The organism is Paenibacillus sp. B2(2019) (assembly GCF_008370385.1).
Classification (GTDB): domain Bacteria; phylum Bacillota; class Bacilli; order Paenibacillales; family Paenibacillaceae; genus Paenibacillus_AQ.
This window is the reverse complement of sequence record NZ_VTZR01000003.1, coordinates 141,421-166,022: the sequence shown is the minus strand read 5'-3', so window position 1 is coordinate 166,022 and position 24,602 is coordinate 141,421. Positions and strand designations below refer to the sequence as shown.

At 42.3% G+C, this 24,602-nt stretch carries 18 protein-coding genes and 3 riboswitches; of the genes, 2 read left to right on the top strand and 16 right to left on the bottom strand.

Annotated features, from left to right (window positions below; all coding sequences use genetic code 11):
• Positions 1–415: 415 nt before the first annotated feature.
• The 10 genes from PAENI_RS06315 to PAENI_RS06275 form a co-directional block, all read right to left on the bottom strand.
• Positions 416–1,225 carry a transglutaminase-like domain-containing protein gene (locus tag PAENI_RS06315; RefSeq protein ID WP_081383096.1) on the bottom strand — a complete coding sequence of 270 codons (810 nt, stop codon included), beginning with the start codon at positions 1,223–1,225 and terminating at the stop codon, positions 416–418.
• 13 nt (positions 1,226–1,238) lie between these two features.
• A riboswitch (cyclic di-GMP riboswitch) is annotated at positions 1,239–1,319 on the bottom strand.
• Between the two features lie 108 nt (positions 1,320–1,427).
• Positions 1,428–1,508: riboswitch (cyclic di-GMP riboswitch) on the bottom strand.
• Between the two features lie 124 nt (positions 1,509–1,632).
• On the bottom strand, positions 1,633–2,283 hold the full coding sequence (locus tag PAENI_RS06310) for a class D sortase (RefSeq protein WP_149644683.1): 651 nt from the start codon (positions 2,281–2,283) through the stop codon (positions 1,633–1,635).
• Between the two features lie 34 nt (positions 2,284–2,317).
• Positions 2,318–2,722, bottom strand: coding sequence for a GtrA family protein (locus tag PAENI_RS06305; RefSeq protein WP_042184722.1), 405 nt, complete (start codon positions 2,720–2,722; stop codon positions 2,318–2,320).
• A complete protein-coding gene (locus PAENI_RS06300) occupies positions 2,712–3,692 on the bottom strand; it encodes a glycosyltransferase family 2 protein (RefSeq protein ID WP_076285851.1) in 981 nt (326 codons plus the stop codon). Before PAENI_RS06300 ends, PAENI_RS06305 begins: the two co-directional genes overlap by 11 nt.
• 100 nt (positions 3,693–3,792) lie before the next feature.
• Positions 3,793–5,571, bottom strand: a complete 1,779-nt coding sequence (locus tag PAENI_RS32515) for a phospholipid carrier-dependent glycosyltransferase (protein WP_262495520.1) — start codon at positions 5,569–5,571, stop codon at positions 3,793–3,795.
• Complete coding sequence (locus PAENI_RS32510; protein ID WP_262495519.1) at positions 5,561–7,615, bottom strand: glycosyltransferase 87 family protein; 2,055 nt, start codon at positions 7,613–7,615, stop codon at positions 5,561–5,563. Before PAENI_RS32510 ends, PAENI_RS32515 begins: the two co-directional genes overlap by 11 nt.
• Positions 7,612–9,591: a glycosyltransferase family 39 protein gene (locus PAENI_RS06290; RefSeq protein ID WP_149644682.1), complete on the bottom strand. Its 1,980-nt coding sequence runs from the start codon at positions 9,589–9,591 to the stop codon at positions 7,612–7,614. The genes PAENI_RS32510 and PAENI_RS06290 overlap by 4 nt, the downstream gene beginning before the upstream one ends.
• A 158-nt stretch (positions 9,592–9,749) precedes the next feature.
• The gene (locus PAENI_RS06285; protein WP_042184716.1) at positions 9,750–11,150 is read right to left on the bottom strand and encodes an NCS2 family permease; all 1,401 of its coding nucleotides are present in this window, start codon (positions 11,148–11,150) and stop codon (positions 9,750–9,752) included.
• A gap of 125 nt (positions 11,151–11,275) precedes the next feature.
• A riboswitch (purine riboswitch) is annotated at positions 11,276–11,375 on the bottom strand.
• A gap of 190 nt (positions 11,376–11,565) precedes the next feature.
• The gene (locus PAENI_RS06280; RefSeq protein WP_149644681.1) at positions 11,566–12,027 is read right to left on the bottom strand and encodes a hypothetical protein; all 462 of its coding nucleotides are present in this window, start codon (positions 12,025–12,027) and stop codon (positions 11,566–11,568) included.
• Positions 12,028–12,190: 163 nt separating this feature from the next.
• Positions 12,191–12,925: a CPBP family intramembrane glutamic endopeptidase gene (locus PAENI_RS06275; RefSeq protein WP_149644680.1), complete on the bottom strand. Its 735-nt coding sequence runs from the start codon at positions 12,923–12,925 to the stop codon at positions 12,191–12,193.
• Positions 12,926–13,214: 289 nt separating this feature from the next.
• Between PAENI_RS06275 and PAENI_RS06270 the strand changes: the two genes are divergently transcribed.
• Both PAENI_RS06270 and PAENI_RS06265 read left to right on the top strand, forming a co-directional pair.
• A complete protein-coding gene (locus tag PAENI_RS06270; RefSeq protein ID WP_149644679.1) occupies positions 13,215–14,087 on the top strand; it encodes a helix-turn-helix domain-containing protein in 873 nt (290 codons plus the stop codon).
• A 199-nt stretch (positions 14,088–14,286) separates the two neighbouring features.
• Positions 14,287–15,864, top strand: coding sequence for a carboxylesterase/lipase family protein (locus tag PAENI_RS06265; RefSeq protein WP_223178911.1), 1,578 nt, complete (start codon positions 14,287–14,289; stop codon positions 15,862–15,864).
• A gap of 100 nt (positions 15,865–15,964) precedes the next feature.
• Here the strand turns inward: PAENI_RS06265 and PAENI_RS06260 are convergent, their stop codons facing one another.
• From PAENI_RS06260 to PAENI_RS06235, 6 genes are all read right to left on the bottom strand, one after another.
• A complete protein-coding gene (locus PAENI_RS06260; RefSeq protein WP_149644678.1) occupies positions 15,965–16,708 on the bottom strand; it encodes a GntR family transcriptional regulator in 744 nt (247 codons plus the stop codon).
• Between the two features lie 128 nt (positions 16,709–16,836).
• Positions 16,837–18,015, bottom strand: a complete 1,179-nt coding sequence (gene deoB, locus PAENI_RS06255; protein WP_149644677.1) for a phosphopentomutase — start codon at positions 18,013–18,015, stop codon at positions 16,837–16,839.
• A 129-nt stretch (positions 18,016–18,144) separates the two neighbouring features.
• Complete coding sequence (gene deoD, locus PAENI_RS06250; protein WP_410477457.1) at positions 18,145–18,858, bottom strand: purine-nucleoside phosphorylase; 714 nt, start codon at positions 18,856–18,858, stop codon at positions 18,145–18,147.
• A gap of 242 nt (positions 18,859–19,100) precedes the next feature.
• On the bottom strand, positions 19,101–20,639 hold the full coding sequence (gene guaA / locus PAENI_RS06245) for a glutamine-hydrolyzing GMP synthase (protein WP_149644675.1): 1,539 nt from the start codon (positions 20,637–20,639) through the stop codon (positions 19,101–19,103).
• A gap of 160 nt (positions 20,640–20,799) precedes the next feature.
• Positions 20,800–23,193 carry a DUF4129 domain-containing transglutaminase family protein gene (locus PAENI_RS06240; RefSeq protein WP_149644674.1) on the bottom strand — a complete coding sequence of 798 codons (2,394 nt, stop codon included), beginning with the start codon at positions 23,191–23,193 and terminating at the stop codon, positions 20,800–20,802.
• Positions 23,162–24,577 (bottom strand): DUF58 domain-containing protein, encoded by a 1,416-nt coding sequence (locus tag PAENI_RS06235; RefSeq protein WP_149644673.1) that lies wholly within the window; start codon positions 24,575–24,577, stop codon positions 23,162–23,164. Before PAENI_RS06235 ends, PAENI_RS06240 begins: the two co-directional genes overlap by 32 nt.
• Positions 24,578–24,602: the final 25 nt, after the last annotated feature.

Genomic DNA, 24,602 nt, shown 5'->3' with positions numbered 1-24,602 from the left:
CGCCGCCAGCGTTCGTCCTGAGCCAGGATCAAACTCTCCAATTAGTATTGAAAAGAGCGATATGCTCATTTTGAAACATCTGACGAGAAAATTAATTCTCTAATTTTGGATTTCACTTTCGTGATTTCCTACTCACTCGTTGTTCAGTTTTCAAAGATCAAGTTCTCGTTGACGCCGTTTAATGTCTCAGCAGCAACTCTTATAATATATCATGTTGTTCTCAGTAATGCAAGCTTTATTTTTCGAAAGCCGTTTATATAACTCTCTCAAACATTGCCTGTACGCTGTCTAACAACGCTTAACTATAATAACCTATCTATTCATAGAAAAGCAACCCCTAATAGAAAAATAAACAACTAGCTTAATAATTAAGCTGGTTGTTTATTTAATAGAGTTATGATTCTAGCGATGCAAATTAATAGTATTTTGCTGCAGTATACTTACTTGAAGCCTTAATAAAATCCGTATTCTTCTTACTCTTCGCTGACGATGCATCTACCGTGGTATCAATAGTAACCCATTTCCCATCCATCAACACTTCATTCCATGCATGGTATTGCGTAACGTAGCTAGTATTCCCCATCACCAATTTAGCAGGCACATCTACACTACGCAGCATTGCGGCAAAAAGAGAAGCATAGTCATAGCAGATTCCTTTTTTAGTATTCAAAGTGTTGTTAATGTTCGGAATGTAATCTGTTGTTACGTTATTAGCAAGAGAATAGTCGTATTGTACATTAGCAACTACATAGTTATAGATTGCCTTAACTTTCTCTTCATCTGTTGTTTTGCCTTTTGTAAGCTCTTTTGCCTTAAGGATCGCTTTATCAGAAGAACTCCATTTCACATTCTGTACGGAGCCCAAATATACGGAATTCGAGTCACTCATAGTTACGTCTACTACTTCGGAATATAACGCTTTGTATTTATTGCCGGTTGTGTTCTCAAGAACAGAAACCTTATAAGTACCATTTCCTTGTTGTAAAGGGAAGTCCTCAGCTTGTCCAGAAGCATATAAGTTATATGTATAGCTGCTGTTGTCTTTTGTGATCATGAGTTTGATTCTTTTATCTTTCGGAATATCATAGTTAATCCCAATAACACCTTGAGCCACTTTCGATGTAATCAACCAGCTCGCATCTACACTTGCGGCTTGAGCTGTGCTTACCGGAACCGCAGTAATCAGTACGAACAGCGCCACCATCATAAAATAAACCTTTTTCACGGATAAAACCCCTTTCGGTAGCTGGCTGCCATCCTTTCGGGAAGGCCCTTTAGCTTTGCGTCCCTACCTTTCGATAGGTTTGCCGTTATCGTATAAGCTCTATCTGTTCTAATTTCACTAGACAAATTAACAGAATCAGTCCAAGTAGAAATACGAATCTAAGATTCTTATATATTTTATAAAAACAAAAAAAGCCTCTTCATTCGGTAACTGGCTGCCATCCTTACGGGAAGGCCCTTTAGCTTTGCGTCCCTACCTTTCGATAGGTTTGCCGTTTATCGTGTTTAGCTTTTATAGTCTTATACTACCATATTTATCCTCGTAAACAAGAACAAAATTGCTAGATTTACTATTATTTTATAGTTATTTCTCTGTATTTGAGTTTTCTTGTTATTTCTCGTCAACGATTAGGAAAGCTTGGCATGAACAATCAAACGATGTGTAGGATCTACTAGTGGGTCACACGTAATTAGAGTAAGAATTTTATCTTTGTTATTCCCGTCTAGAACAGACACATCACTAGGAAGTACAACAGAAATATCATAAACCTCGTAATTATAAGTCTGATCGCTAGTCTTTACCGTAATCGTATCCCCAATCACAACCTCATTCAATCTGTTAAACAATCTGCCCGTAGTTCTAGCTCTATGTGCAGCTATTGCGGCGTTCCCTATTTCTCCTATTGGAGTTGTTTCTTTCATATGGGCCGCGGCATGCTTCATATTCGCTTTAGTAGCCCCTTCTAATACAGGCAGCTTCAGATCGATCTTATCGATCTCAATTAATGCGATAACTTTGCCACCCACTTCAATTTCCGGCTCCGGCTTTTCTGTTTCTTGCGGCTGTGCTTGTGCATCTAGAGCTGATTCCTCCGCTAGTAGCTGAGTGACCTCGGCATATCTGCTCTTCAGATCAGGTGGTGAAGTATTTTCACTGGTGCTCAGTTCAGCCGATTCTAATAGCTTATCCTGCTGCCAGTCGTTATACCATTCGTTAGCTTTTGGATAGAGCATGATAAGGATCCCCGCCAGTATGAGCACATACGAGAATTTACGCATGATTTTCACCTCCGTAGATTGGTTCTACTGAACTTTAGAATACCCATTTACGACTTCCGAAGAAGTTAATGATCACCGTCACAAACGTCACTAATACCTTAGAGATCAACACTTGAATGCCTAGTTTGTCAGTCAACAGATGCATTAGCAACAGCGATATTCCGAGTACTACCAGATTCAGTACGATAAACTTCAGCAACTGCGTCTTATCAAAACCCTCTTTATTGCCACGATCACGATCCTTGAAGGTTACTTTTTTATTCAAAATAAAGCTGTTCGCTGTCCCTGCACTATAAGAAATCACCTGTGCCAACGCATATACCATCCCAAGTGAGTTCAGTAATGTAAAGATTACGAAATCAATGAGGGTATTTACCAGACCTACAGCATTAAACTTGAGAAACTGTATGAAAGCAGTCCGAAAGTTCTTATCTGACATCTTTGTAATCCTTCCGGCGATCCACTTCTTCTTCGTTACGATATCCTATGGTCTCACTGACAATATACAACGGTCTATCCTTAGACTCGTCATAAATTCGTCCAATATACTCACCGATTACACCTAGCAGCATCAGAACGATACCGTTAAAGAGCAAATTGACCCCTACAATGGAAGCCCAACCTGGAACCGTCCATGAGGTGAAAAAGATTCTTTGAAACAATACGAAGAATAAATAGAGAAAGCTGGAGAAGGAAAGAAAGAATCCGACATACGTAGCAATCTTAAGTGGCTTATGCGAAAAGGAAGTGATCCCATCCAGCGCAAAACGAATCATTTTCTTAAGAGGATACTTAGTTTCTCCTGCAAATCGTTCTTCCCGCTCATATTCCACCATCGTCTGCTTGAAGCCGACCCAGCTCACTAAACCTCTAACATACCGGTTTTTTTCCTTGAGACCTCGCAAGACATCACATACCTTACGATCAATAAGACGAAAATCACCTGTGTCCGTGGGAATGTCTACACTTGTCATGCTGCTGAGCAATCGATAAAAGATCTTGGCCGTTACCTTTTTGAACATCGTTTCTCCACGGCGCTTCAGCCGCTTCGCATACACAACGTCATAGCCCTCTTTCCACTTCTCGATCATTTGCAAAATGACCTCCGGTGGATCTTGAAGGTCAGCGTCAATAACAACAACCGCTTGACCTTCGGCATAGTCCATGCCAGCTGTAATCGCTACCTGATGTCCGAAATTACGCGAGAAGTCAATTAGCTTGACGCATTCATCCCGATCACTGATCTCCCGAATCATCTGGGCCGAACGATCACGACTTCCGTCATTAACGAAGACTAGCTCATAAGTATCGCCGCATTCGTCCATTACTTTTTTCAAACGTTCGTAAGTAACGCTAATTACTTGCTCCTCATTGAACATGGGTACAATTACACTATATCTGGCTTTCACCTTTATTCCTCCTAAAAGCTTTATGGAGCGTTACATCTTTCTGTACTTCATAATAACGCTGTAAGCATAAACTTATTGTTATAGATATTTTAAAAAAATCTTAGAAAACCCAAGATGGGAACCAACGCAGCATATTCTTCACATAATCTCCGCTTACCTGCATCCCTGACAGGACAGGGTAGAACGCGACAAAGAGCAGTAAAGCAACAGCCACATAGACATAACTAACATAACGAGCCTCAGGATATTTGCTATCTAGCAACTTCATTATATATACAATACCAAGAATCATAAAAGGAACCATAGCAAAATAATGGTAGATAAAGGTTTCCCTTGGGACAAGCATCCATGGAACATATTGTGAGAAAAAGGCGATCCAGATCATATAAAGGGTCTTATCTTTGCGTTTCAGTGTAATCCACAGCGTTGCCAGCATTGCGAAAATACCCGTCCACCAGATAAGCGGATTCCCCATAGTCACTATACTGCTGACCTGACCTTGCGGCAAACCCTCACTGCCACTAAAGAACCAGACTGGTCTCTTCATAAACGGCCATTGCCACCAGGAGGACGCAAAAGGATGTGTAGCTACAAGCTGACTGTGATAGTTGTACATGTTCTTTTGGGAATCAATCAAGCCTTTTATAGTAAAGCCCTCTGCGGATGCAGATAAACCCGGAACAAAAGATAAACTATAAATAATGACCGGTATGATTACGAAGAATGCAACACAACTAGCTAGCGTAATGATGGTATTCTTCCAGAACGAATTTACAGCTTCGCGACAAGTGCCTAGCAGTTCCTTGTCTTTGATCTTCCCTTCCGCGAGCAACCGTCCTGACGCTTGGTATTCTCTGTAGCGCTCGAAGAGCGAGATAGCTAGCATAATGGCCAGCCCAGCTCCTCCGTACAATACAATCCACTTGGAGGCGACACCAATTCCGAAGAATAGGCCGGACCAGAACAACGGAATTAGCGTTTTTCTTAAGGGCTGCCTGAAGAAATTCATAGTGTAATATCGCTGCATGAAATAAAACATTAACATAATGAAGAATACTCCGTATACATCGATCGTAGAGATTCTTGTTTGTGTGAAATGCATGAAATCCAGTGCGAACAATCCAGCTGCAAGTGCTGCGTATTTGCTCTTTTTAAAGAGCCGTAGTGCCATTACATAAATGAGAGGCAGCATGGCAATCCCGAACAATGTTCCGATAATACGCCAGCCGAAAGGATTAACTCCGAACAGTTCCATCCCTACTGCGATCAATAGCTTGCCTAGTGGTGGATGCGTGTTCTCATAAGGCACAATCCCGTGTGTATATTCATAAGCTGTCCGTGCATGGTAGATCTCGTCAAAATAAGTGCTATTCATAAAGTTAGAATATTCAGGGATGAGTGACTGCTCGTCAAAAAGATTGGCAGGTTCTCCTCTTTTAGCGACTGCACTAGCATCCGGTGTAACACCGGCTATAGGAAGAGGCACTCTTTCGCCTCCCTGCTCATAGAAGGCCATTTCATTTAAAGTGAACCCTGGAGAGGTGACTGTAAACTTCACGTATCTTGCTGCAACGTTCAGAGGTTGGCTTTTCCAGATGAAGACATTCCCAACATCCTCGCTTACATCCAGAGGACTACTCCAGACATCAGGGGATTCACTGAATTCGAGCTTAAACTTCCCGGTACCTACGCCACCGAAGATATTCACGCGTTCCAATTGTTTACTCTGTCCTAGATCTACATAGAAGCTTTCACCGCTGGCAGCTGGCTCCCACAAGGTCTCTGGAGATTTAGTAGAACCTAAATTATATAAAGCAATTGCCGCGTAAACGGCAGTAATGGCAAGAATACATATCCAATCTATACGCTTAAACTTCATCGCTCAATCTCCCTCCCTTCTGGTGCGGTCTTATTTGCTCGACGACTTTAAGGTCTTCTTCATATTTTTCTTCAGGTGTTGGTGGTGCTGGAAGAGGCTTTACTCCCCCACGAACATACACGTCATAACCAATGTAGAGCATGTATAGCAATAATGACAGGTTAGCTATAGAAGTAACCAAAACGATTCCATCTGCACCTGGATTTACACCTGCATTTAGATGAGTTAACGTATAAGCCACATTGATATACTGCGTTAAGCTGAATCCAAGGAATAGGGATAAAAACCTACGATCCCGACTCGCTATATAAGTGAACATACATAGAATAACAGCAGGGAACATATAACGTTCATGCATTTTGGTTCCAAGCACAAAGACTACTACAATGAGCGCCATACCGATAAAGTAGGATTTGGATAAATCCAAGCGATCTTTTTTGAAGGAATAAACCGTTGCTATGGCTACTGCCACTAAAATAAATATGAAGCCCCATACACGGTAAGTAATACCTAACCAAGTTAGGTCAAGAGATGACCACATCGGGTCAGTCAGTGCATATAGATTAAATGCATTCACAGAAGAATAGGGATAGGAAGATAACGTACTCTTATACAGATTAATAAGGCCAACTAAACCACCGTTATTCCAGAAAAATGGTGCCGCGAGCAATCCGAATATCCCTAATCCATACAAAGCTCCAAATCCAAGCTGCTTCCAAGCACGGTGATGATAGAAAGCAAACAATAATACCGGTGTGAATATTAACGATTGTGGTTTAATTAAAGTTGCTAATGCAAACAAAATCGCGGATTGAACAAACTTTTTGTTCGCAGCGCCATGGATACTGAGCAACAGGAAAATCAAAAAGAACGAATCCGCTTGTCCCCACGCCGCTGAATTAACAAGCACCGCCGGATTAAACAGAAATAATAGCGTTAAGCCAAAAGCGATCCCTGAGCCGAGTTTTTTGCGGGACATTTGATATATGAAGTAACCCAATACCAAATCAGAAATAATCGCTGGCAGTTTGAATAGCAGATTCTCTCCACCCGAACCATGCGCAAAGCCAAATACACCGCGAATAAGACTAAGCATGTACAAAATGTACAAATAACCAGGAGGATAATCGGCAAAATACCCTTCTTCATAAAACTTGCCTGGACCTAAATCAACCATGCGCTGACCCCAAGCTATAAAGGTATTCATGTCGTTCTGATAGCCTTGAGCAGTCAGACCAATCCAGACCCTTAGGATAAAAGCAACCCCGATGGCAATGCTCAGCCATTTGGAATAGACATTCTCAGGTTGCTTCATAAGCTTCTCACTGCGGAATGCCTTGGTATAAAGCACTGCAAAAAATACACTGAAAAGCGCTGAGATCAGCAGCATCTTGGTTGGAGATACCTTATGTGGGATATCCGCTTTTTTGCCACCAGCATCCTGACTAACTGCTGCACTATCCAGCGAAATGACGTTGGCCCCTTCGGGAGCAGCGTCTAATTTTTCTACAGACAAATCATCAAAATAAGCTTTACCTTGAATCAAGCTGGAGTAACCTCCCAAACTTGCACCTATGCCGAATTCTTTCTGCTTAGGTCCTGTCTGGCCTATGTATTCAAGATACTGCCACTCTCCTGCCGTATCCGTTACACTGGGATAACCCCCACCTACTCCAACGGCAAGTATATTGGCGCCCATTCCCTCGCCTGCGGTACTTACTACTTTGATCCATCCAGAGATTTTATAATAGCTGTCCGGCGTTGCCTTAATCGTCTGCACCCATTTCAAATGATTGGGCTCGATATTCTCAATGACTGCCGCTTTACTACCGGAGTGAACCTCGTCCGATTGGATTGAAAGTATGCCCGAGTTGTCTCCAGAAATCCACATATCCTTAGTCCAGTTAGAAGGAGCATCCTCTCCTCCCTCCTCAAATCCAGGGTTCTGCAATAGATTTCCGTCTGCATAAATGCTTGTTACAGGAAGCAAAAACAATAACAGCATCAATACAGTCATTGCGGCCGTACGTGTACTCTTGATCATCGTTCCAACCTCACCTCGTCTATATTAATCCAGCCTTTACCGCCTTTAATAAAAATTTCAGTTTGCTCATTCTGACCGATAGATACCATTGGAAGTGTAAGCTCTTGATAAACCTCACTAGCAGGTATTTCAGCCTCCGTCCGCACTACGCCATTAACTCGGACGCCAACCCTTCCTTCTTCTCCACCGGCACTAACCATTATACCAAGCTTATATTCTCCAGGTTCTGCTATTCTGATAGATTGTGTAATCGTTTTGTCAAATCCCGGATCAAGATAGGCCAGATAACTTCCATTATAGGGATTATTGGTCGCCACACCCGTACCGGATGAGAAGCTCCAGCCTGATATCCCCTCTTCAAATCCTCCATTTGTAAATTCCGAGATTCCCTCTACTACCCCAGTCTTAGCGGTCACAACAGTATAGTTGGCAAACCGTTTAACCGAATAATTATCGCTTTCAGCAGGAATGGGATCACCATTCCACAAGATATATGTCGCTGTCTCTCCTGGAACTATGCTTGAATATCCAAATCTATATCTTCCAAAGGAAGACACCTGCTGAAATGCACCTCCAGGATTAGAATTATTAACGGTTGCTAAGAAATCATGGGGATTGATCTGCTCATAAAAAAGCACATAAATATAAGGCATATTAACTTTATCAGTCACGTAGATGTTCCCAGCACTCTCTTCAGACGCATATTGTATAGCCTCACCGAAAGATTCATAGAAAGCTGGTCCTATCTCTTTAGGATAATCGCGGAAATAAACTGTAGTGAATAGAACAAAAAATAAGCTAAAGGTTACAGCCGACAGAATTGCTAATACTTTTACTTTCTTGCTTAACCACATAAACCCTGCAACAATCAGCAAAATGATTGGATAGAAAATCACATTCATCCGATTAATGTTTACGTTCGTAACAAAGGTCATCAAAACGGAAACAAACAGCCAAAGTAAAATAACGAGCAGTCCCGTCCGCTCACGACCACGGTTCCGTATTGTCGTTAACATAAATATAAGTCCTATAAGTACAAAGGGTAACGCAATAGGATACGCGTATCCATAAGGTGAAATCGAATTCCAAGGCAAACCATCAGATCCGCTAATTAATATCTTCAAAAATTCCCGGAAATTGCTTAATGCTGTATGTAATAGTTGCCCTCCGAATATAGAAGTTACCTGTTCCACACGCGGCGTTGTCAATCTCGGAATTGAGAATAATGGGGTCAAAATCCCCTCTAGCGACAATCGATTGATCATAATAAATAGGAAGATTGGAAGTGACATTAATATAAACAGAGCACAGTTCCATAGAATGGTCCGAAGCTTTAGCGCTCTTGTATAGAATAGAAGAATTCCAGCACCTAAAGCAAATATCGGCACAAAAAAATAGGATGTTCCATAAGCATAAAGTGAAAGGGCAAGCATAATTGTAAATCCATAAGACCACTTCGGAATATGAAATGATTTAAGTAACATATAAACGGAGAACAGAATCAGGGTGGGAAATAAATTAGATTCCAGTGCCCATCTTGACATCATAATATGCCAAGGATTAATTGCGATAAAAAACATCGCCACAATACCAGCAGTTCTGGAAGTAAATAGCTCTTTGGAAAGAAGATAGAATACGAGCATACCCAGTAGACCCATGATTAAGCTAACAGCACGTACAGACATTGGAGTGAGTCCGAACAATAATATGAAAGGCATTGATAAGTAAGCATAAAGTGCATTCTGTCCGCTTCCCCAAGCAATGAGGTGAATAGGTAAATGAATACCATTGCGGTCTATTCCATAATGAAGAATAGCGTAAGCATCATAACCTATAGATGCCTCATCCTGATTCAAGCCACCTGGAATCGAACCAAAGTAAAAAATGCGAATCACAGCCCCCAGCAAAAACAATAAGAGAGGCCAAGGATTACTTTTAAAATAAGAAGACCAATTGCTAAATCTTGTGGACAACATTCATCACCTCTTCAACAATATAATCTAAATATTGGATGATGGAAAGGAAGAACATCCAACAAGTTAAATAGGAGAATACATTATCCAAAATAAAAAAAAAAACGGCCCCTTCAGTAATGAAGGAGCCCGAGATGAATTTCAGAAATACTGTATATATGTTAGCCCTCGCTACCAAGGAATACATAACGGAGAACGATCAGAATCGCAAGTACCCACATCATCCAGTGAATATCGTATTTCTTCTTACCCGCAAGGTTAGCAACAGAAGCAAGGATTACATAAGTTACGATACCAAAGGAAATACCGTTAGCGATATTATAAGTGAAAGGCATGATTACAAGTGTTAGGAAGGCTGGAATCGCAACAACCATATCTTGAAAATCGATTTGACGGATCGATTGTGCCATCAGCACACCTACGACGATCAATGCTGCGGCTGTAGCAGATCCAGGAATAAGAGCAACCACTGGAGCAAGGAACAATGCAAGCAAGAAACATACGCCAGTTGTTACAGCTGTAAGACCTGTACGTCCACCTTCAGCAACACCTGCCGCGCTTTCTACAAAAGCAGTAGTAGTCGAAGTACCCAGTGCCGCACCACCTGCTACAGCAACTGCATCGACAAACATTGCATTACCTACACGTCTATTACCTTCTTCAGGGTTATCCATAATACCAGCGCGTTGAGCCGTACCTACAAGTGTACCAAATGTATCAAACAACTCTACAAATGTGAAGGTTGCAATCGCTGAAACAATACCTGTGTGCAGGATACCATCCCAGTCAAATTGGAAGAAGTTCAATTGTGTGAAATCAGGAACCCAAGGCGTTGCCGGACTGGACAATGCGCTGAAATCAACTACGCCCATCAACATACCAGCGACAGTTGTTCCCAAGATACCGAATAAAATCGCACCTTTAACGTTCAATACCATCAGGATAGAGATTAGAAGAAGTCCGATAATTACCAATTGGACATTGGAATTCTCTAGGCTACCCATGTGAATGATAGTTTCAAAGGAAAGGACATCTGTGAAAGTGTTAGCAGGAATGTCTTTACCGGCTTCAACACCAATCGTCATGAGTCCACTGTTCTTAAGACCAAGGATCGTAATGAACATCCCGATACCTACTGTAATCGCATGTTTCAAACTGTCAGGAATTGCAGTTAGTAAGATCTGTCGCACTCGAGTTACAGTCAGCAAGATAAAGATCAAACCGGAAATAAATACGGCTGTCAGACCCATTTGCCAAGTGAATGGATGCTCTGATGTGGCGGAAGATAGAATTACGGAAGCAAAATATGCGTTAAGTCCCATACCAGGTGCCAATGCCACTGGAAAGTTTATGAACACGCCCATTGCGATGGTGAAAATACCTGCTGCCAGCGCAGTCGCTAGAAATACAGAATACCAGCCCATATCAATACGGCCAAATGCTGTTAAAGTACTCGGATTAACCGACAAGATGTAAGCCATTGCCATGAACGTGGTCAAGCCCGCCATGATCTCTGTACGAACTGTGGTGCCGTTCTCTTTCAACTTGAAAAACCGATTCAAATTGTTCTCCCCCTAAGGTATGTTGTGTGTCTGACAGCAACAAAAAGCCGGTATCTGTTAGACACCGGCTCGAAAAAAAGAGTAGTCCCCCATGACCATAGTCCTAATTAAGGACAATGCGGGGTTGCTCTGCTCTTCTTAATCGTAGCCAGGTCATTACGGTGACCTCGTAGAAACTTCCAGGCCGATTCCCGGAAATATACGAAAGAATTATGTTGTTGTGCTCTATCATTTTAGGTGGACATCATATAAGTTGTCAATGATAAAAAGCGAACATTTTCGACTTTATTTTTTCCAATGTTCGTAATTCATACATTTTTATGCTTTCATCTACCTTCAAACCTCTTCTAGTCACGTAGCTTATTAACTATTCAATCACTTTTTGTATGGGTATATTTTACTATAATTCTAATTATTAATCTTTACTATGCTTATAACTATGCCAAGAATTAGCTAAATGCCCTATCGCTAAACAAACGACTGCAATACTCAGCCAAATAGATTTTCCCCACATCGCTGCCAATCCGAATGCACATACTGGAAGAACTGCCATCGGGATCGGAATAAAAACTAAAGGGTCCCATAATAATTTAAATTGCTGCCCCTTAACTATATATCGAACCCATAGACCATAATAAACAACGATAAACAAGACGATGAAGGCAGCTACCACACCGAATTTCACATGTTGAAAGTTATCCTTTGAGATTGCAAGAATGCCGATACAACCCAACTGCCCTACTCTCTCCAAAATTGTAAAGACCGGTCCTGCATCTCGAACACCGGCAGGGGCATTCTCAGGTGGAAACTTAATCATTAACAAACTAGGTGCAAGGATAATTAAGGCCATTAGTGTGCCGAGAAGAGAAAACCCCATGTTAATTTCTCCCTATGATAGATTTTTCCCATTTTATCACATTCATATAGAGCAGCTATATAGCGTCTATCACATTTTTTTAAATACAAAAAAACTGCAACCCCTTGTTCAATAAGGAGTTGCAGGTGTTTGATTAGACTCTATCGTAAACGCTTGAACCTAATTAATGGTGCATTGAAGATAAAAATGCAAATCCAAAAAGTGTCCAGTCATTCATTACATGCACTATAAACGATGTCCAGATATTTTTAGTCTTAATGTATGGATAAAGCAGAACGACCCGTGCAATACCGATACCAAGAATGGCTTGTACAAGGTTCCAATTATATGTTTGTAAATGGTATGCACCAAAGATAATGGATGCTACAACCCACGCTAAAATAATTGCAGACTTTCTACTCAGTTTAAGCTTTTTCACTGCAAATGCTAGAATAACTAAGAATGGAAGTATTGTTATTAATTCTTCACCAAACAGCATGGGGACCATCTTCAAGAACATCGGAAGTGCATCCGCAAAATTACCATTGAAGCTTTCGCCTACAGGATTAGCGCTCACATTAAACAATTTTGAAATAACGAAACCAGCAACAAATGTCACAATAATATTCACAATGTACGTTCCAATAATTAAGATAATATCTTTAGCAACTAATTTTCTGAATAAAGACGTCCATTGGCTTCGTGCAACAAAAATCACTGCTGCCAATGGAAAAATCACATTCATAAACGGTTGTACTGGGCCGCCAAAACCAATAAGAAACAGAGCGAAGCCCACAGCTACAGCAAGAAGAAATATGAGGCCACTCTTCAAATTCAAAGTAGGAGATTGCAAATCATTGTAGAACGGAAAATCATCGTTTTTACGCTCAAATCTGAAAAAATCACTTTTATTCTTCATAATAAATCAAATCCTTCCAAGGAAATATAAAACCTATCTTCTATTAATCCATCTAACGTACTTATCATAATTGCTTTTATGTCCAATAACGACAAAGGTCTTATAAATAGGACCATCTTTTTAAGAAATTTCCAGCGGATTCGATTTATTTACTAATATTTCCACGTAGCCCGAAAAACCACAGTCAGTAGGTTTTCAAATATCAAAATATAATTTTTTCGTAATCAAATTAGATTCTCTCTGAAATATAATAAAAGCTCACGATTTCAATAAGAGGGTGGCGAACGATTTGAATACCTACGGTGAGGTTATTCGAAATATACGGACCAACAAGGGATTAAGTCAAAAAGAACTATATTTAGATATTATCTCGAAATCATATGCCATTGAATTTGAAAAAGGAAACCATGAGATCACATTAAGACTGTTAGAACAAATTTTAGATCGACTTATGATGGGGATTGACGAGTTTTTCTACATTTATAGAGGTTATAAACTATCTAAACACGACACATTTACCAATAAATACTCCAAAGCTGGAAATAATAACGATCTTGAGGCATTATTTGAACTATATCAAGAACTACATCAGAGAGAGGATCTGATCTCTCAAGTCCATCTGGCAGAAGTCAGGTCTCGTATAAGATTAATGAAGCACTTTAACTTAACTGGTAAGTTTGAGAACTCTGTCATTTTAACAGAAGATATTGAGACGATCACTAACTATCTCAACAATCTCCAATCCTGGACCCTTCAAGAAATACAGCTGTTCACAAATACTTTAAATTACATAGATTACGATCAGAGAGATATACTCTTTAAAACACTTATCAAGTCAATGAAAAAATATGAAGCCCACGAACGCGGACGAGATGTCATATGTGTAATGCTAACCAATATGATTTATGAATTAATTATGATCAATCAAATAAGCTCTGCAGAGATCTTATTAGAGAACTTAAATAATATTAGCAGTCCTCAATATCAAATGCTGTTCTTTAAGATTGTATATAAGTATTATAACGGTCTAATTAAAATAAAAAGGAACAGTAAAGAAGAAGGAACGAAGCTTGCTCAATCAGCAATCGATGCATTATATGAATTTGGCGAGCCCTATCAAGCAAAAACATTAGAGTCTATATTGTCACAGATCTTACAATAAAGTTTCTAGAGGGTGGTGATGAATTCTGCTGCATAAGGGAATCTTGACTTTTTTATCATGATTATTTTCTTATCCTGAGACCAGACCTGCTGACCTCCAGAAAAGAAGCAAAGAATAAGGATAAAGCAGATAAGTTTCCTGTATTTTTCACTATCCTTCTTTTATTATAATGGGGCTATCTGATGTAAGGAGGATTTCCATGATGACAGTAAATAATTTCGTATGTTCCTCAGCAGAACCCATTGTACAGACTAAAGCCGGAAAAATGAGAGGCTTTCAGGTCAACGGCACTTATACCTTTCACGGGATAAAGTACGCAGATGCCAAGCGCTTCCAGATGCCCACAGAGGTAGCACCTTGGGAGGGAATTAAGGATGCACTCGCTTACGGTTATGTGTCTCCCATGTTAACCCAGGATCAGCCCGTCATGGAAGTGCTGGTTCCTCACCGTTACTGGCCTATGGATGAGAATTGTCAGTATCTGAACATCTGGACCCAGAGCCTTGAACCGCAGGCCAAAAAACCTGTTATGGTATGGCTACACGGGGGCGGTTTCGCAGCTGGCTCTTCTATTGAACAGGTAGCTTATGAAGGAGACAAGCTTAGCGAGTTCGGCGATGTGGTCGTAGTAACCTTAAATCACCGATTGAATATTCTGGGATACATGAACCTGTCTGCTTTTGGAGATAAATACGTCAATTCCGCTAATGCCGGAAATGCCGATATGGTGGCAGCTTTAAAATGGATCCAGGAAAACATTACAGCTTTCGGCGGCGACCCGGACAATGTGACCATCTTCGGACAGTCTGGTGGCGGTATGAAGGTATGGACACTAATGAATACTCCGGCAGCAGACGCCCTGTTCCATAAGGGCGTTATCCAGAGCGGATTAATTGATGGTTTTTTGGACACCCGCAAGACCGATAGCACCGCCATAATAAAGGCACTGTTAGCAGAGCTTAATCTTGGCGAGGACGAAGCAAAAAAATTGGAAGCGGTTCCTTATCCTCAGTTAGCAGCAGCTTATAATAAAGTTGCACCGGCGCTCGCAATGCAAGGGGAATACATTGGCGGTAATCCTATGCCTAATGAATTCTATGTAGGCGATCCAAGAGAGGTGGGCTTTACCGAGCATGCGAAGACCATTCCGGTATTGATTGGTAGCGTATTTGGTGAGTTCGCTTTTGGTCCCGGTGTTCCAAACAAGCAGGACGTGTCTGAGGATGCCACCATGGAGATGCTGACTCAAAAGTATGGCAATCATACGGAGAAGCTGGTCACACAATTTAAGGAAGCGTATCCGGATAAACACTTGTCCGACCTGCTATTCTTAGATACCTTCTTCCGTGTTCCAACCAAGGACTTTATTGAGAAGAAATCCGGACACGAGGAAGCTCCTACCTACTCCTACTTGTTTACTTATGAATTTCCTTTTGAGGGCGGCAAGACAGCATGGCACTGTGCTGAGATCCCTTTCGTGTTCCATAATACGGAACGTGTTCCCGTGTGCCTCATTCCGGGAGTTTCCGATCGGATGGAGGAACGCATCTGTGGTGCCTGGGTAAGCTTTGCACGCTATGGCAATCCTAACATCCCTTCCCTCCCCCAGTGGCCGGCATGTAAACCGGGAGATGAGGCAACCATGATTTTTGACCGCAACTGTGTAGTAAAGCATAATTTTGATCATGCTTTGATGGATACTTTATTGAAAACGAACCCGAAGCTGCCTTTCCTGCCAAGCAATGAAGCCGAAGAAGAAGGATTTATTTTGCATTAAGCAATCCCCCCTCGAAAACTCTTTGATTCGGGTCAAAAAAAACTCCCTTCTGCCTGCTAAATATCGCAGATAAAAGGGAGTTTTTCTAATCTATTATTGGTTAGCCTTTAGACAAAATTAATTTTAAATTTGAGAACTGCTGTGGAATATAAAATTTATTATACATTAACGGATAATCTGGCTCTGTTTTGTCGTAAAGGGTTTCTAATAGTAAAAAGCACTCGTTCCGTCCCATTAATTTATCTTTCCGATCAGATAAGTTAACGGTATGCGTATATTTTATTTCAATATTCCCATGGTTAGCATCTACATAAGCCTGTTTCTCTAGAAAATCCAGCATTTTCTCTTTATTATCAAGATCCAAAGATAACCTCTCTACTGTTTGCATAGACATAAAAGTAAAAGCGTAAGCATGTAGCTCGCCTCCCTTTCTATACAAACGCTCCAAAGCTACAACTGTAGCTGAATCTCTTCTTAATACTTGTTTGGTATGTTCCGTTTGCGGGTCCAGCCGATAATGTAAATCTACTTGGTCAAATATGCTTATATGACATTTATGCATGGGGTTGCTCAGTTTCTCTAATTGAATATCCTCTTGTTTATAAGAAGACTCAAGTACAAAGTTTCCCTTACCACGTACATTTCTTACTAATCCATCATCTTGCAAAAGAACTAAAGCTTGCCGTAAAGTAGCGCGACTAACCCCAAGTTTTTTGGCTAAATCCGGTTCTGAAGGAAGCTGACTACCTACGCGGTATTCTCCTTTGTTAATCTGAAGAAGAAGCTCATCATATACATTGATATAAAGCGGCCGTTTCAATTTATCTAGTTTATGTGTGTTCATTCATCTGATGTCCTTTTCTCCCCATTATGACACATCATTTTTCAAGCGACAAGGAATGTCCTTCTCTGCTTCAATCACAACGTAAAAACCTCCAAAAAGAAACTTTGGAGGTTTTTATGTGATATCAATTATTTAAGAAATGGCAAGAAAGACTCACCGTTGTCTGGCATATTAACATCAAAGTTATCCGCTATAGTCGCACCGATATCAGCAAAGGTATCATGCTCAGGTAATGCGCCACTGTCCTTTAATTGCTTGGAATAGACTAGGACAGGAATAAACTCACGAGTATGGTCTGTACCAGGGAAGGTTGGGTCATTTCCATGGTCAGCCGTAATAATTAACAAATCATCTTCTCGGATAGAATCGAATACCTCATCTAATCGTTTATCGAATTCCTCTAATGCTCTTCCATAGCCTTCCGGATCACGACGATGACCGTATAAAGCATCAAAATCAACTAAATTCAAAAAGCTCATTCCAGTGAAATCTTTCTTAATTACATCAAGCAGTTTATCCATACCATCCATATTGTCTTTTGTACGAATGGATTCTGTAACGCCTTCACCATCGAAAATATCATTGATTTTACCAATGGCGATTACATCATAACCTCCGTCTTGCAAGCTATTCATAACGGTTTTATGAAATGGTTTTAAGGCATAGTCATGACGGTTGGAGGTTCTCGTAAATTTCCCGGGTTGGCCTACATAAGGTCTGGCAATAATACGACCAATTAAATAGGCAGGGTCTTTGGTGATTTCCCGAACCTTTTCACAAATATCATATAACTCTTCTAATGGGATGATTTCTTCATGAGCTGCAATTTGCAGAACCGGGTCAGCAGAGGTATAAACGATTAGATCCCCTGTTTTCATTTGATGCTCGCCATATTCATCAAGGATAGCTGTTCCACTTGCAGGTTTATTCGCTACTACTTTTCGGCCAGTTATGTCCTCGATCTGTTTAATTAATTCGTCAGGGAATCCATTTGGATACACATTAAAGGGTTGATCAATATTTAAACCCATGATCTCCCAATGACCTGTCATTGTATCTTTCCCGACTGATTTTTCCTGTAATTTAGTATAATAAGCAAGTGGTTTCTCAGCTTTCGGAACACCCAAAATTTCTTCAATATTAGATAGACCCAATTTGGCTAGGTTGGGCAGATTTAATCCATTCATATGTTCTGCAATGTGTAATAGGGTATGGGAGCCAACATCGTTAAATTGATCCGCGTCTTTTCCTTCTCCAATGCCTACTGAATCCATGACGATCAAATGTACACGTTTAAATTTCTTCATTCTACTCTCATCCCTTATCTAGTAATTAAAAATAATATAACCGGAACGACTTTACATAATAGGCTTCCAATATCTCATGCTGTATAAACTTTATATCGTTTACATTAGTTTCACATAGAAGGAGGGCATTTACGCTAACTCTAATGCGATCTCCATCATTTTAGTAAATGCAGTTTGGCGTTCCTCCGAAGTGGTCTGTGCTCCTGTAATAAGATGATCACTCACTGTTAGAATGCACAGCGCATTTACACGTGCTTGGATAGCGTTCCAATAGAGGGCTACAGATTCCATTTCAACACCCAAAATCCCTACATCCTGCCACTTTTTATTAGCTGCCTGATCCGCATTATAAAATATTTCACTGGATAAAATATTACCAATATGAACCTTTTGTCCTTTATCATCTGCTATTTTCTTAGCTTTCTCCAAAAGCTCAAAAGAAGCCGTTAGTGGATATTGTCCAGGTAAATTATATTGATGACCATAATTGGAATCCGTTGCAGCTCCCATACCAAAAATTACATCGTATAGCTCAATGTTTTCTTGCATTGCACCACAGGTACCAATTCTGATTAAATTCTTAACTCCAAATACATTGATTAATTCCCAAGAATAAATCCCCATGCTCGCTGGACCCATTCCCGTACCCATAACAGAGATTTTCTTCCCTTTGTAAGTACCGGTATATCCTAACATTCCTCTTACCTCGTTAAAGCAATGGTAATCTTCTAAAAAAGTTTCCGCAATGAACTTAGCTCTTAAAGGATCACCAGGCAACAGAATCGATTCAGCGATCTCTACCCCGTTCGGTTTAATATGAGGTGTCTCTTTGGAAATAGTCATCATTTTGATTGGCCCCTTTAGTAGAAAATGTACTTGTTTATCTTGTCTATTTTTTAGACAAGTACAATTTATCATAACTTTTCGAGGGTTGCAAGCCCTTTCAACAAAACGTGTTCATGAAAGATTTGTGAAAACGGCGTCTCCAGCACAACCCTTTACTTGAGAAATAAAAAAACTCTCTTTTATTTGCTAAATAACGCAAATAAAAGAGAGTTTTTTTGAAATCTATAGTTGCACCGATCCTATTCCCACTCGATTGTTGCAGGTGGTTTCGAAGTTACATCGTATACGATACGGTTTACGTTCTCTACTTCGTTGACAATACGTACAGAAATCTTTTCAAGCACGTCCCACGGAATACGTGCCCAGTCCGCAGTCATACCATCGATGGAAGTTACTGCACGAATGCCCACAGTGTAAGAATACGTACGAGCATCACCCATAACCCCTACACTCTTCATGTTCGGCAATGCAGTGAAGTACTGCCAAATTTCACGATCTAAGCCTGCTTTAGCGATTTCCTCACGCAAAATGAAATCAGAGTCACGCACAATAGTAAGCTTCTCTTCTGTAACTTCACCCAATACACGGATAGCAAGACCCGGACCTGGGAAAGGCTGACGCCAAACAATTGCATGCGGCATTCCTAGCTCTTCACCCAATTTACGAACTTCATCCTTGAATAAGGTATTCAATGGCTCAATCAAGCTGAATTTCATATCTTCCGGCAAACCGCCTACATTGTGATGGGATTTAATCGTTTGAGCTGTAGCCGTTCCGCTCTCAACAATATCCGTATACAAGGTACCTTGTGCAAGGAATGCGAAATCTCCAAGCTTGGCCGATTCTTCATCAAAACAGTAGATGAATTCATTACCAATGATTTTACGCTTTTGCTCTGGATCTTCAACGCCTGCAAGCTTGCTCATGAAGCGCTCGCGTGCATCGATTTTCACTACATGAATATCGAATTTACCTACGAAGGTCTCCATAACACTTTCAGCTTCACCTTTACGCAAAAGACCGTGATCAATAAACATACAAGTCAATTGATCACCGATAGCACGGTGAATTAGCATTGCAACCACAGAGGAATCCACGCCACCGCTAAGTGCGCAGAGTACTTTCTTATCTCCGACTTGGTTACGAATATCTTGAATGGCTTCATCAATAAATGATTCCATCGTCCATTTGCCTTCGCAACCACAAATTTGATACAAGAAGTTCGAGATCATCTCATTACCATGTACAGAGTGACGTACTTCTGGGTGGAATTGAACCGCGAACAATTTACGCTCATCATTGCTCATTGCCGCGATTGGAGCACTTTCAGTTCCTGCCTCCAGCTTGAATCCTGTTGGAAGTTCAACTACATGGTCACCGTGGCTCATCCATACCGTCTGACGGCTCTCTAGCCCAGCAACGAGTGCAGTACCTTCTTCAAAATCAATATCGGCTTTACCATATTCACGTTTAGCGGAGCGTTCCACTTTACCGTCAAGTTGGTGAGCCATTAGCTGCATACCATAGCAAATACCGAAGATCGGTACTCCTAAATCATAGATCGCTGGATCTACATGTGGAGCATCTTCAGCATATACACTGCTAGGGCCACCAGAGAAGACAATCCCTTTAGGTGCAAGTGCTTTGATCTTGTCTACTGGCGTATTGTACGGCAAAAGTTCGCTGTATACTCCCAAGTCCCGAATTCTGCGCGCGATAAGTTGGTTGTATTGTCCCCCAAAATCGAGAACGACGATAATTTCATTTGGCTTATTCATTACGAGCCTCCCTTGATTATTGGATTCATTATACTCATGGTTAATTCTCATCGTCAAGGAAAGGAGAACACACTTCTCATAATAGGAGAGAGTTAAACTTCATGAAGAACATTCCTTTCCATGGAAGGAATTGTATAGCAGCATCAGCTGTTCTGACCGATTAAGTTAACCGGAAGGTGATGATCAGGCATTCACGAATAAACGCGGACGCATCATGAGTAGTAAGCTCGCTGATCTCTGCCGGTGCGGGTGATGCTGGCGCCGCAGACATTGCAGGGATTGCAGATATCATCGACCTTGCTGACATTCTAGACGTTGCAGACATTGTAGGCATTTCGTTCACGGGATCGGCTGCGACGATGGCTGAAGGCGCGTACGCCAGGGTCTCCCACTGGCGTACGAACTGCCGGACGGCTTCGCTTAGTCCGGCATCGTAGATCTGCAGGGAGTCCACATACTCCCTGCCAGTGACACCGGGCGCCGGCGGTCCATACCGCTCCGCCAGCCCGTGCCAAGCTAGAGAGGCAGCGCGCAGCTGCCTCTCGCGGCTCATGCTGCTGGCGCTGCGCGCGGCCAGCAGCAGAGCCAGGCTACGCCGCCAGCGCCAAGCGGCGGCGGGAAGCAGCGCCGCGGCAGCGAGCGGCGCGGCAGAGGTTTCGCCCGCCAGCGGCAGGGCGGGCAGGCCCGCGCTTCGCGCAGCTTGCGGCGCGAGCGAGGCTGCCGCTGGCAGCGCCGGTGCGGCGAAGCCGGCGGCAAGGGCGGGGCCAGGCGTTGGGTCGAATGGGACCCAACCGGCGCCGGCGAAATAGACCTCCACCCAAGCATGGGCATCGCCCTGGGTGACTAAATACTTCGCCGGCATAGTATCGTCCTGCAAGGTCCCAGGCCCAAAGCCTTGGACATAACGAGCAGGAATTCCTGCACTGCGCAGCAGTACGGTCATAGCTGTTGCAAAATGAACACAGTAGCCTTGTTTCGTCTCAAATAAAAAGTGATCCACAAAATCAGATCCGGATGGTGGAACCGTTGTGTTCAACGTATAGGAATATCCATGTTGTAAGTAATCCTTAATGGCAGTTACGGAGTCATAGCGGTTACCTGAAGAAGCTGTAAGCATCTCCGCCAGATCTCTCACTCGTACGGGTAACAAATCTGGCAATTGCAAATACTTGCCCATAATTTCCTGGGGATCGCCACTGCTTAAACCACGAAGCAGTACTGGATCGCTCTCAGGAAGTAAGGACTCCACTGAATATTCTGTGATCCGTGCAGAGCCTATTGAATCAGGCAGACGAAAACTCTCTCTGTCTATGTTAGACAGCACATATCCCAATTTACTTCCGCCCAAGAGTTCAACCGACTCAACATCAGTTATTATTCCCGCATTGAATAAAGGAATTCCCCCGGAAGAAGGGGTGGCAAATTGTATCCGCTGCTGAAGTGTTCGTTTCCTAGTTTCACCGCTTAGCATCAATGAAGGATTCTTTGGAATACCGGACAGATTAAGGGGCATAAACTCTTCGCCCCCCCTGATCCATCGGCGACCATCATAGTAAGCAATGCTCTCACCTCGCCAGTAAGTACGCTCGCTAGTTATAGCTGTAAAGACTGGTTCAGTATTGCGGGATAACGGGGCACCGAGTTCACCGTCATTCGAACTATACCCTGTTGTTCCTGAAGCATTAGACGCCTTATCTTCTGGCAAATGGCCTGAAGCCCAAGTCTGCAGCTTCTGAAATGTCGATTGCAGCGTAAGCTCGCTGGTTGGTCTTGCCCCCAACAACTGCCCACCGAACCATGCTGTTGCCATCACGACAATGGCTGTCGCCAAAGTCAGCCCTCCCCAACGCGCATAAGGCAGTGTAGTAACTCCCTCACGTTCTTGAAGACGCAGGAGACCACTCATCGCGTGCATCCAAAAAATAAGACCCATTGATATCACAATATCCATTGTGGTATTGACGTCAAAGCCCATATCCAAGATCAGCAAGTAAATGATTGTAACTGCCGTGAATAGCACTGTACTCCCTCGGAAGAGTGCAAGCTGCTGTACTGAGGATACCAATAGCCCCCAACCTACAATCAATATCAAAAGCCTGCTGATCTCGCTTAACTGAGAAACATGTCCAGAAAGAAGCAGAATAAGATCATTCGGAATTTCGTCCGCATAAATCCCTAACCACCCTATGCCTTCGCCCCCACTGCATAAGTAAAGCCATGCTGAAACAGTAATAAGAAATTGAATACTTAGCAGAAGCCACCCCGGAATCTGAAATATCCCCCATAACAGCAACACTGCCGCCAATACCATTAGAACTTGTAGCATCTTGGAGGTATCCTCTAATAAAGCAGACCTATATAAAGGGAGTAACCATTCAATAAATAGCCCCATAATGGCCAAAGAGAACAGCAAACGATAGTACAGAGGCACTTTTCTCTGCTTACCGGCATGTCTGTTCTCTATTTGCCCCAAGTTGAACTGAAAGCCATTCATAGCCAGTTCTGTATCACCCGATTTTCCCTTACCGTAGTGTTGGTTTTCCGGATGATTCATGGAACTCTACCTCCCTGAATCTGAATGCTGGCAATGCATCATCCAGACAAAACATTCGTGCTCCAAGACGAGCCAAACTATCTCCGACAGTTCCCCTTCCAGGCTGGCGAGCCTCCCCTGGCTTTGGTGCTGATTGGTCCCAAGCATAATAAAGCTCCACCTTCACACCTTGCATCAAGAACTTGGCAATCACCTTGGCAGATTCCTCTTCTAGTCGTCCCGTGATAATGGCTACTGTCATCCCCGGAATCCAGCCTCGGGAGGCATCATCAAGCAGCAGCGACAGATTTCTAGTGCCATTCAGAGAAATTTCAGTCAGAATATCCAGCACTCTCCCTGGGATTTTACCCAGACCTTCATGTCTAGCCATACCTTCTGGCCAACCGCCGCTAAACAACTGAACATAAGCACCTGAACGCTCAGCGGAGAGCATCAGCCCCATCGCTGTCGACACCGCTTTCTCAAATGCTGGAGGCGAATCGTCTCGGCTCCCACGAGGTTTAAGCGCATCTGTAGGAACTTCGTAGCTGAACGGGTCATTAGCCAAAACGATACAGGTCATTCTTGCCTTTTCCCGTTCTGGAACTTTGCTCTGCAGTGCTCCCGTTCTTGCACTATTCTTCCAATGAATTCGGCTAAGTGGATCTCCTGGCTCATAATCCCTGGATTCCAAAGCCTCATCGCTGATGCTTCTTCCCCGTCTAGAATACAAGGTGTCACCCGTCATAAATCCGCTATCTGGTACAGTTCCACCAAAGTATAAAGGCGCTGGCAGCACCTTAAAACTCTGTCCTCCATCCGGTTCAGACCTTCCCGTGAACCAACCCGGAAAATCTCCCCAAGTTACTCTACAGCCAAGCAGATGATGATTGCCGCGAGATAAATTTTCAATCGTGTATGTGTATGAAAAAGAACGTTTGAATCCAGGAAATAGCAGCTTCTGATGATGGCTATCGCCCCAATAATCGGCAATGGTCATCCAAGGGAGAGGCAACCGAGAAGAGAAGCTCAGCTGCACCTTCACATGAAGTGTATTTCCAGCCATCGGTCTCGCAGGAGTAATTGTACGAACTAGCTTAATCGTCCGTGGACCAGAGAGCTGAAGCATAAGTCCACCGAGCATAATAACTCCAACAACGATCAGGAGAAACAGCAAAGACGGACCTCCTCGCCAAACATATAAAGCACCTATAATTCCAGCCACAGTCAGCATCCTTAACCATTCCATCAGAGCACTTCGGCTACGCGGATAAGAGAAGCTTTTGACACTTCCGGCATCTTTCTTCAATTGATCAATTAGTGATGAAGAGGACAATGGGACACCCATCCTTTGGTCATAGACTTGTTCCCAGCTCAGGAACTTATTACTATCTATTCTTCCCATGAAAAAGGGTGCCCAGACATTTGTT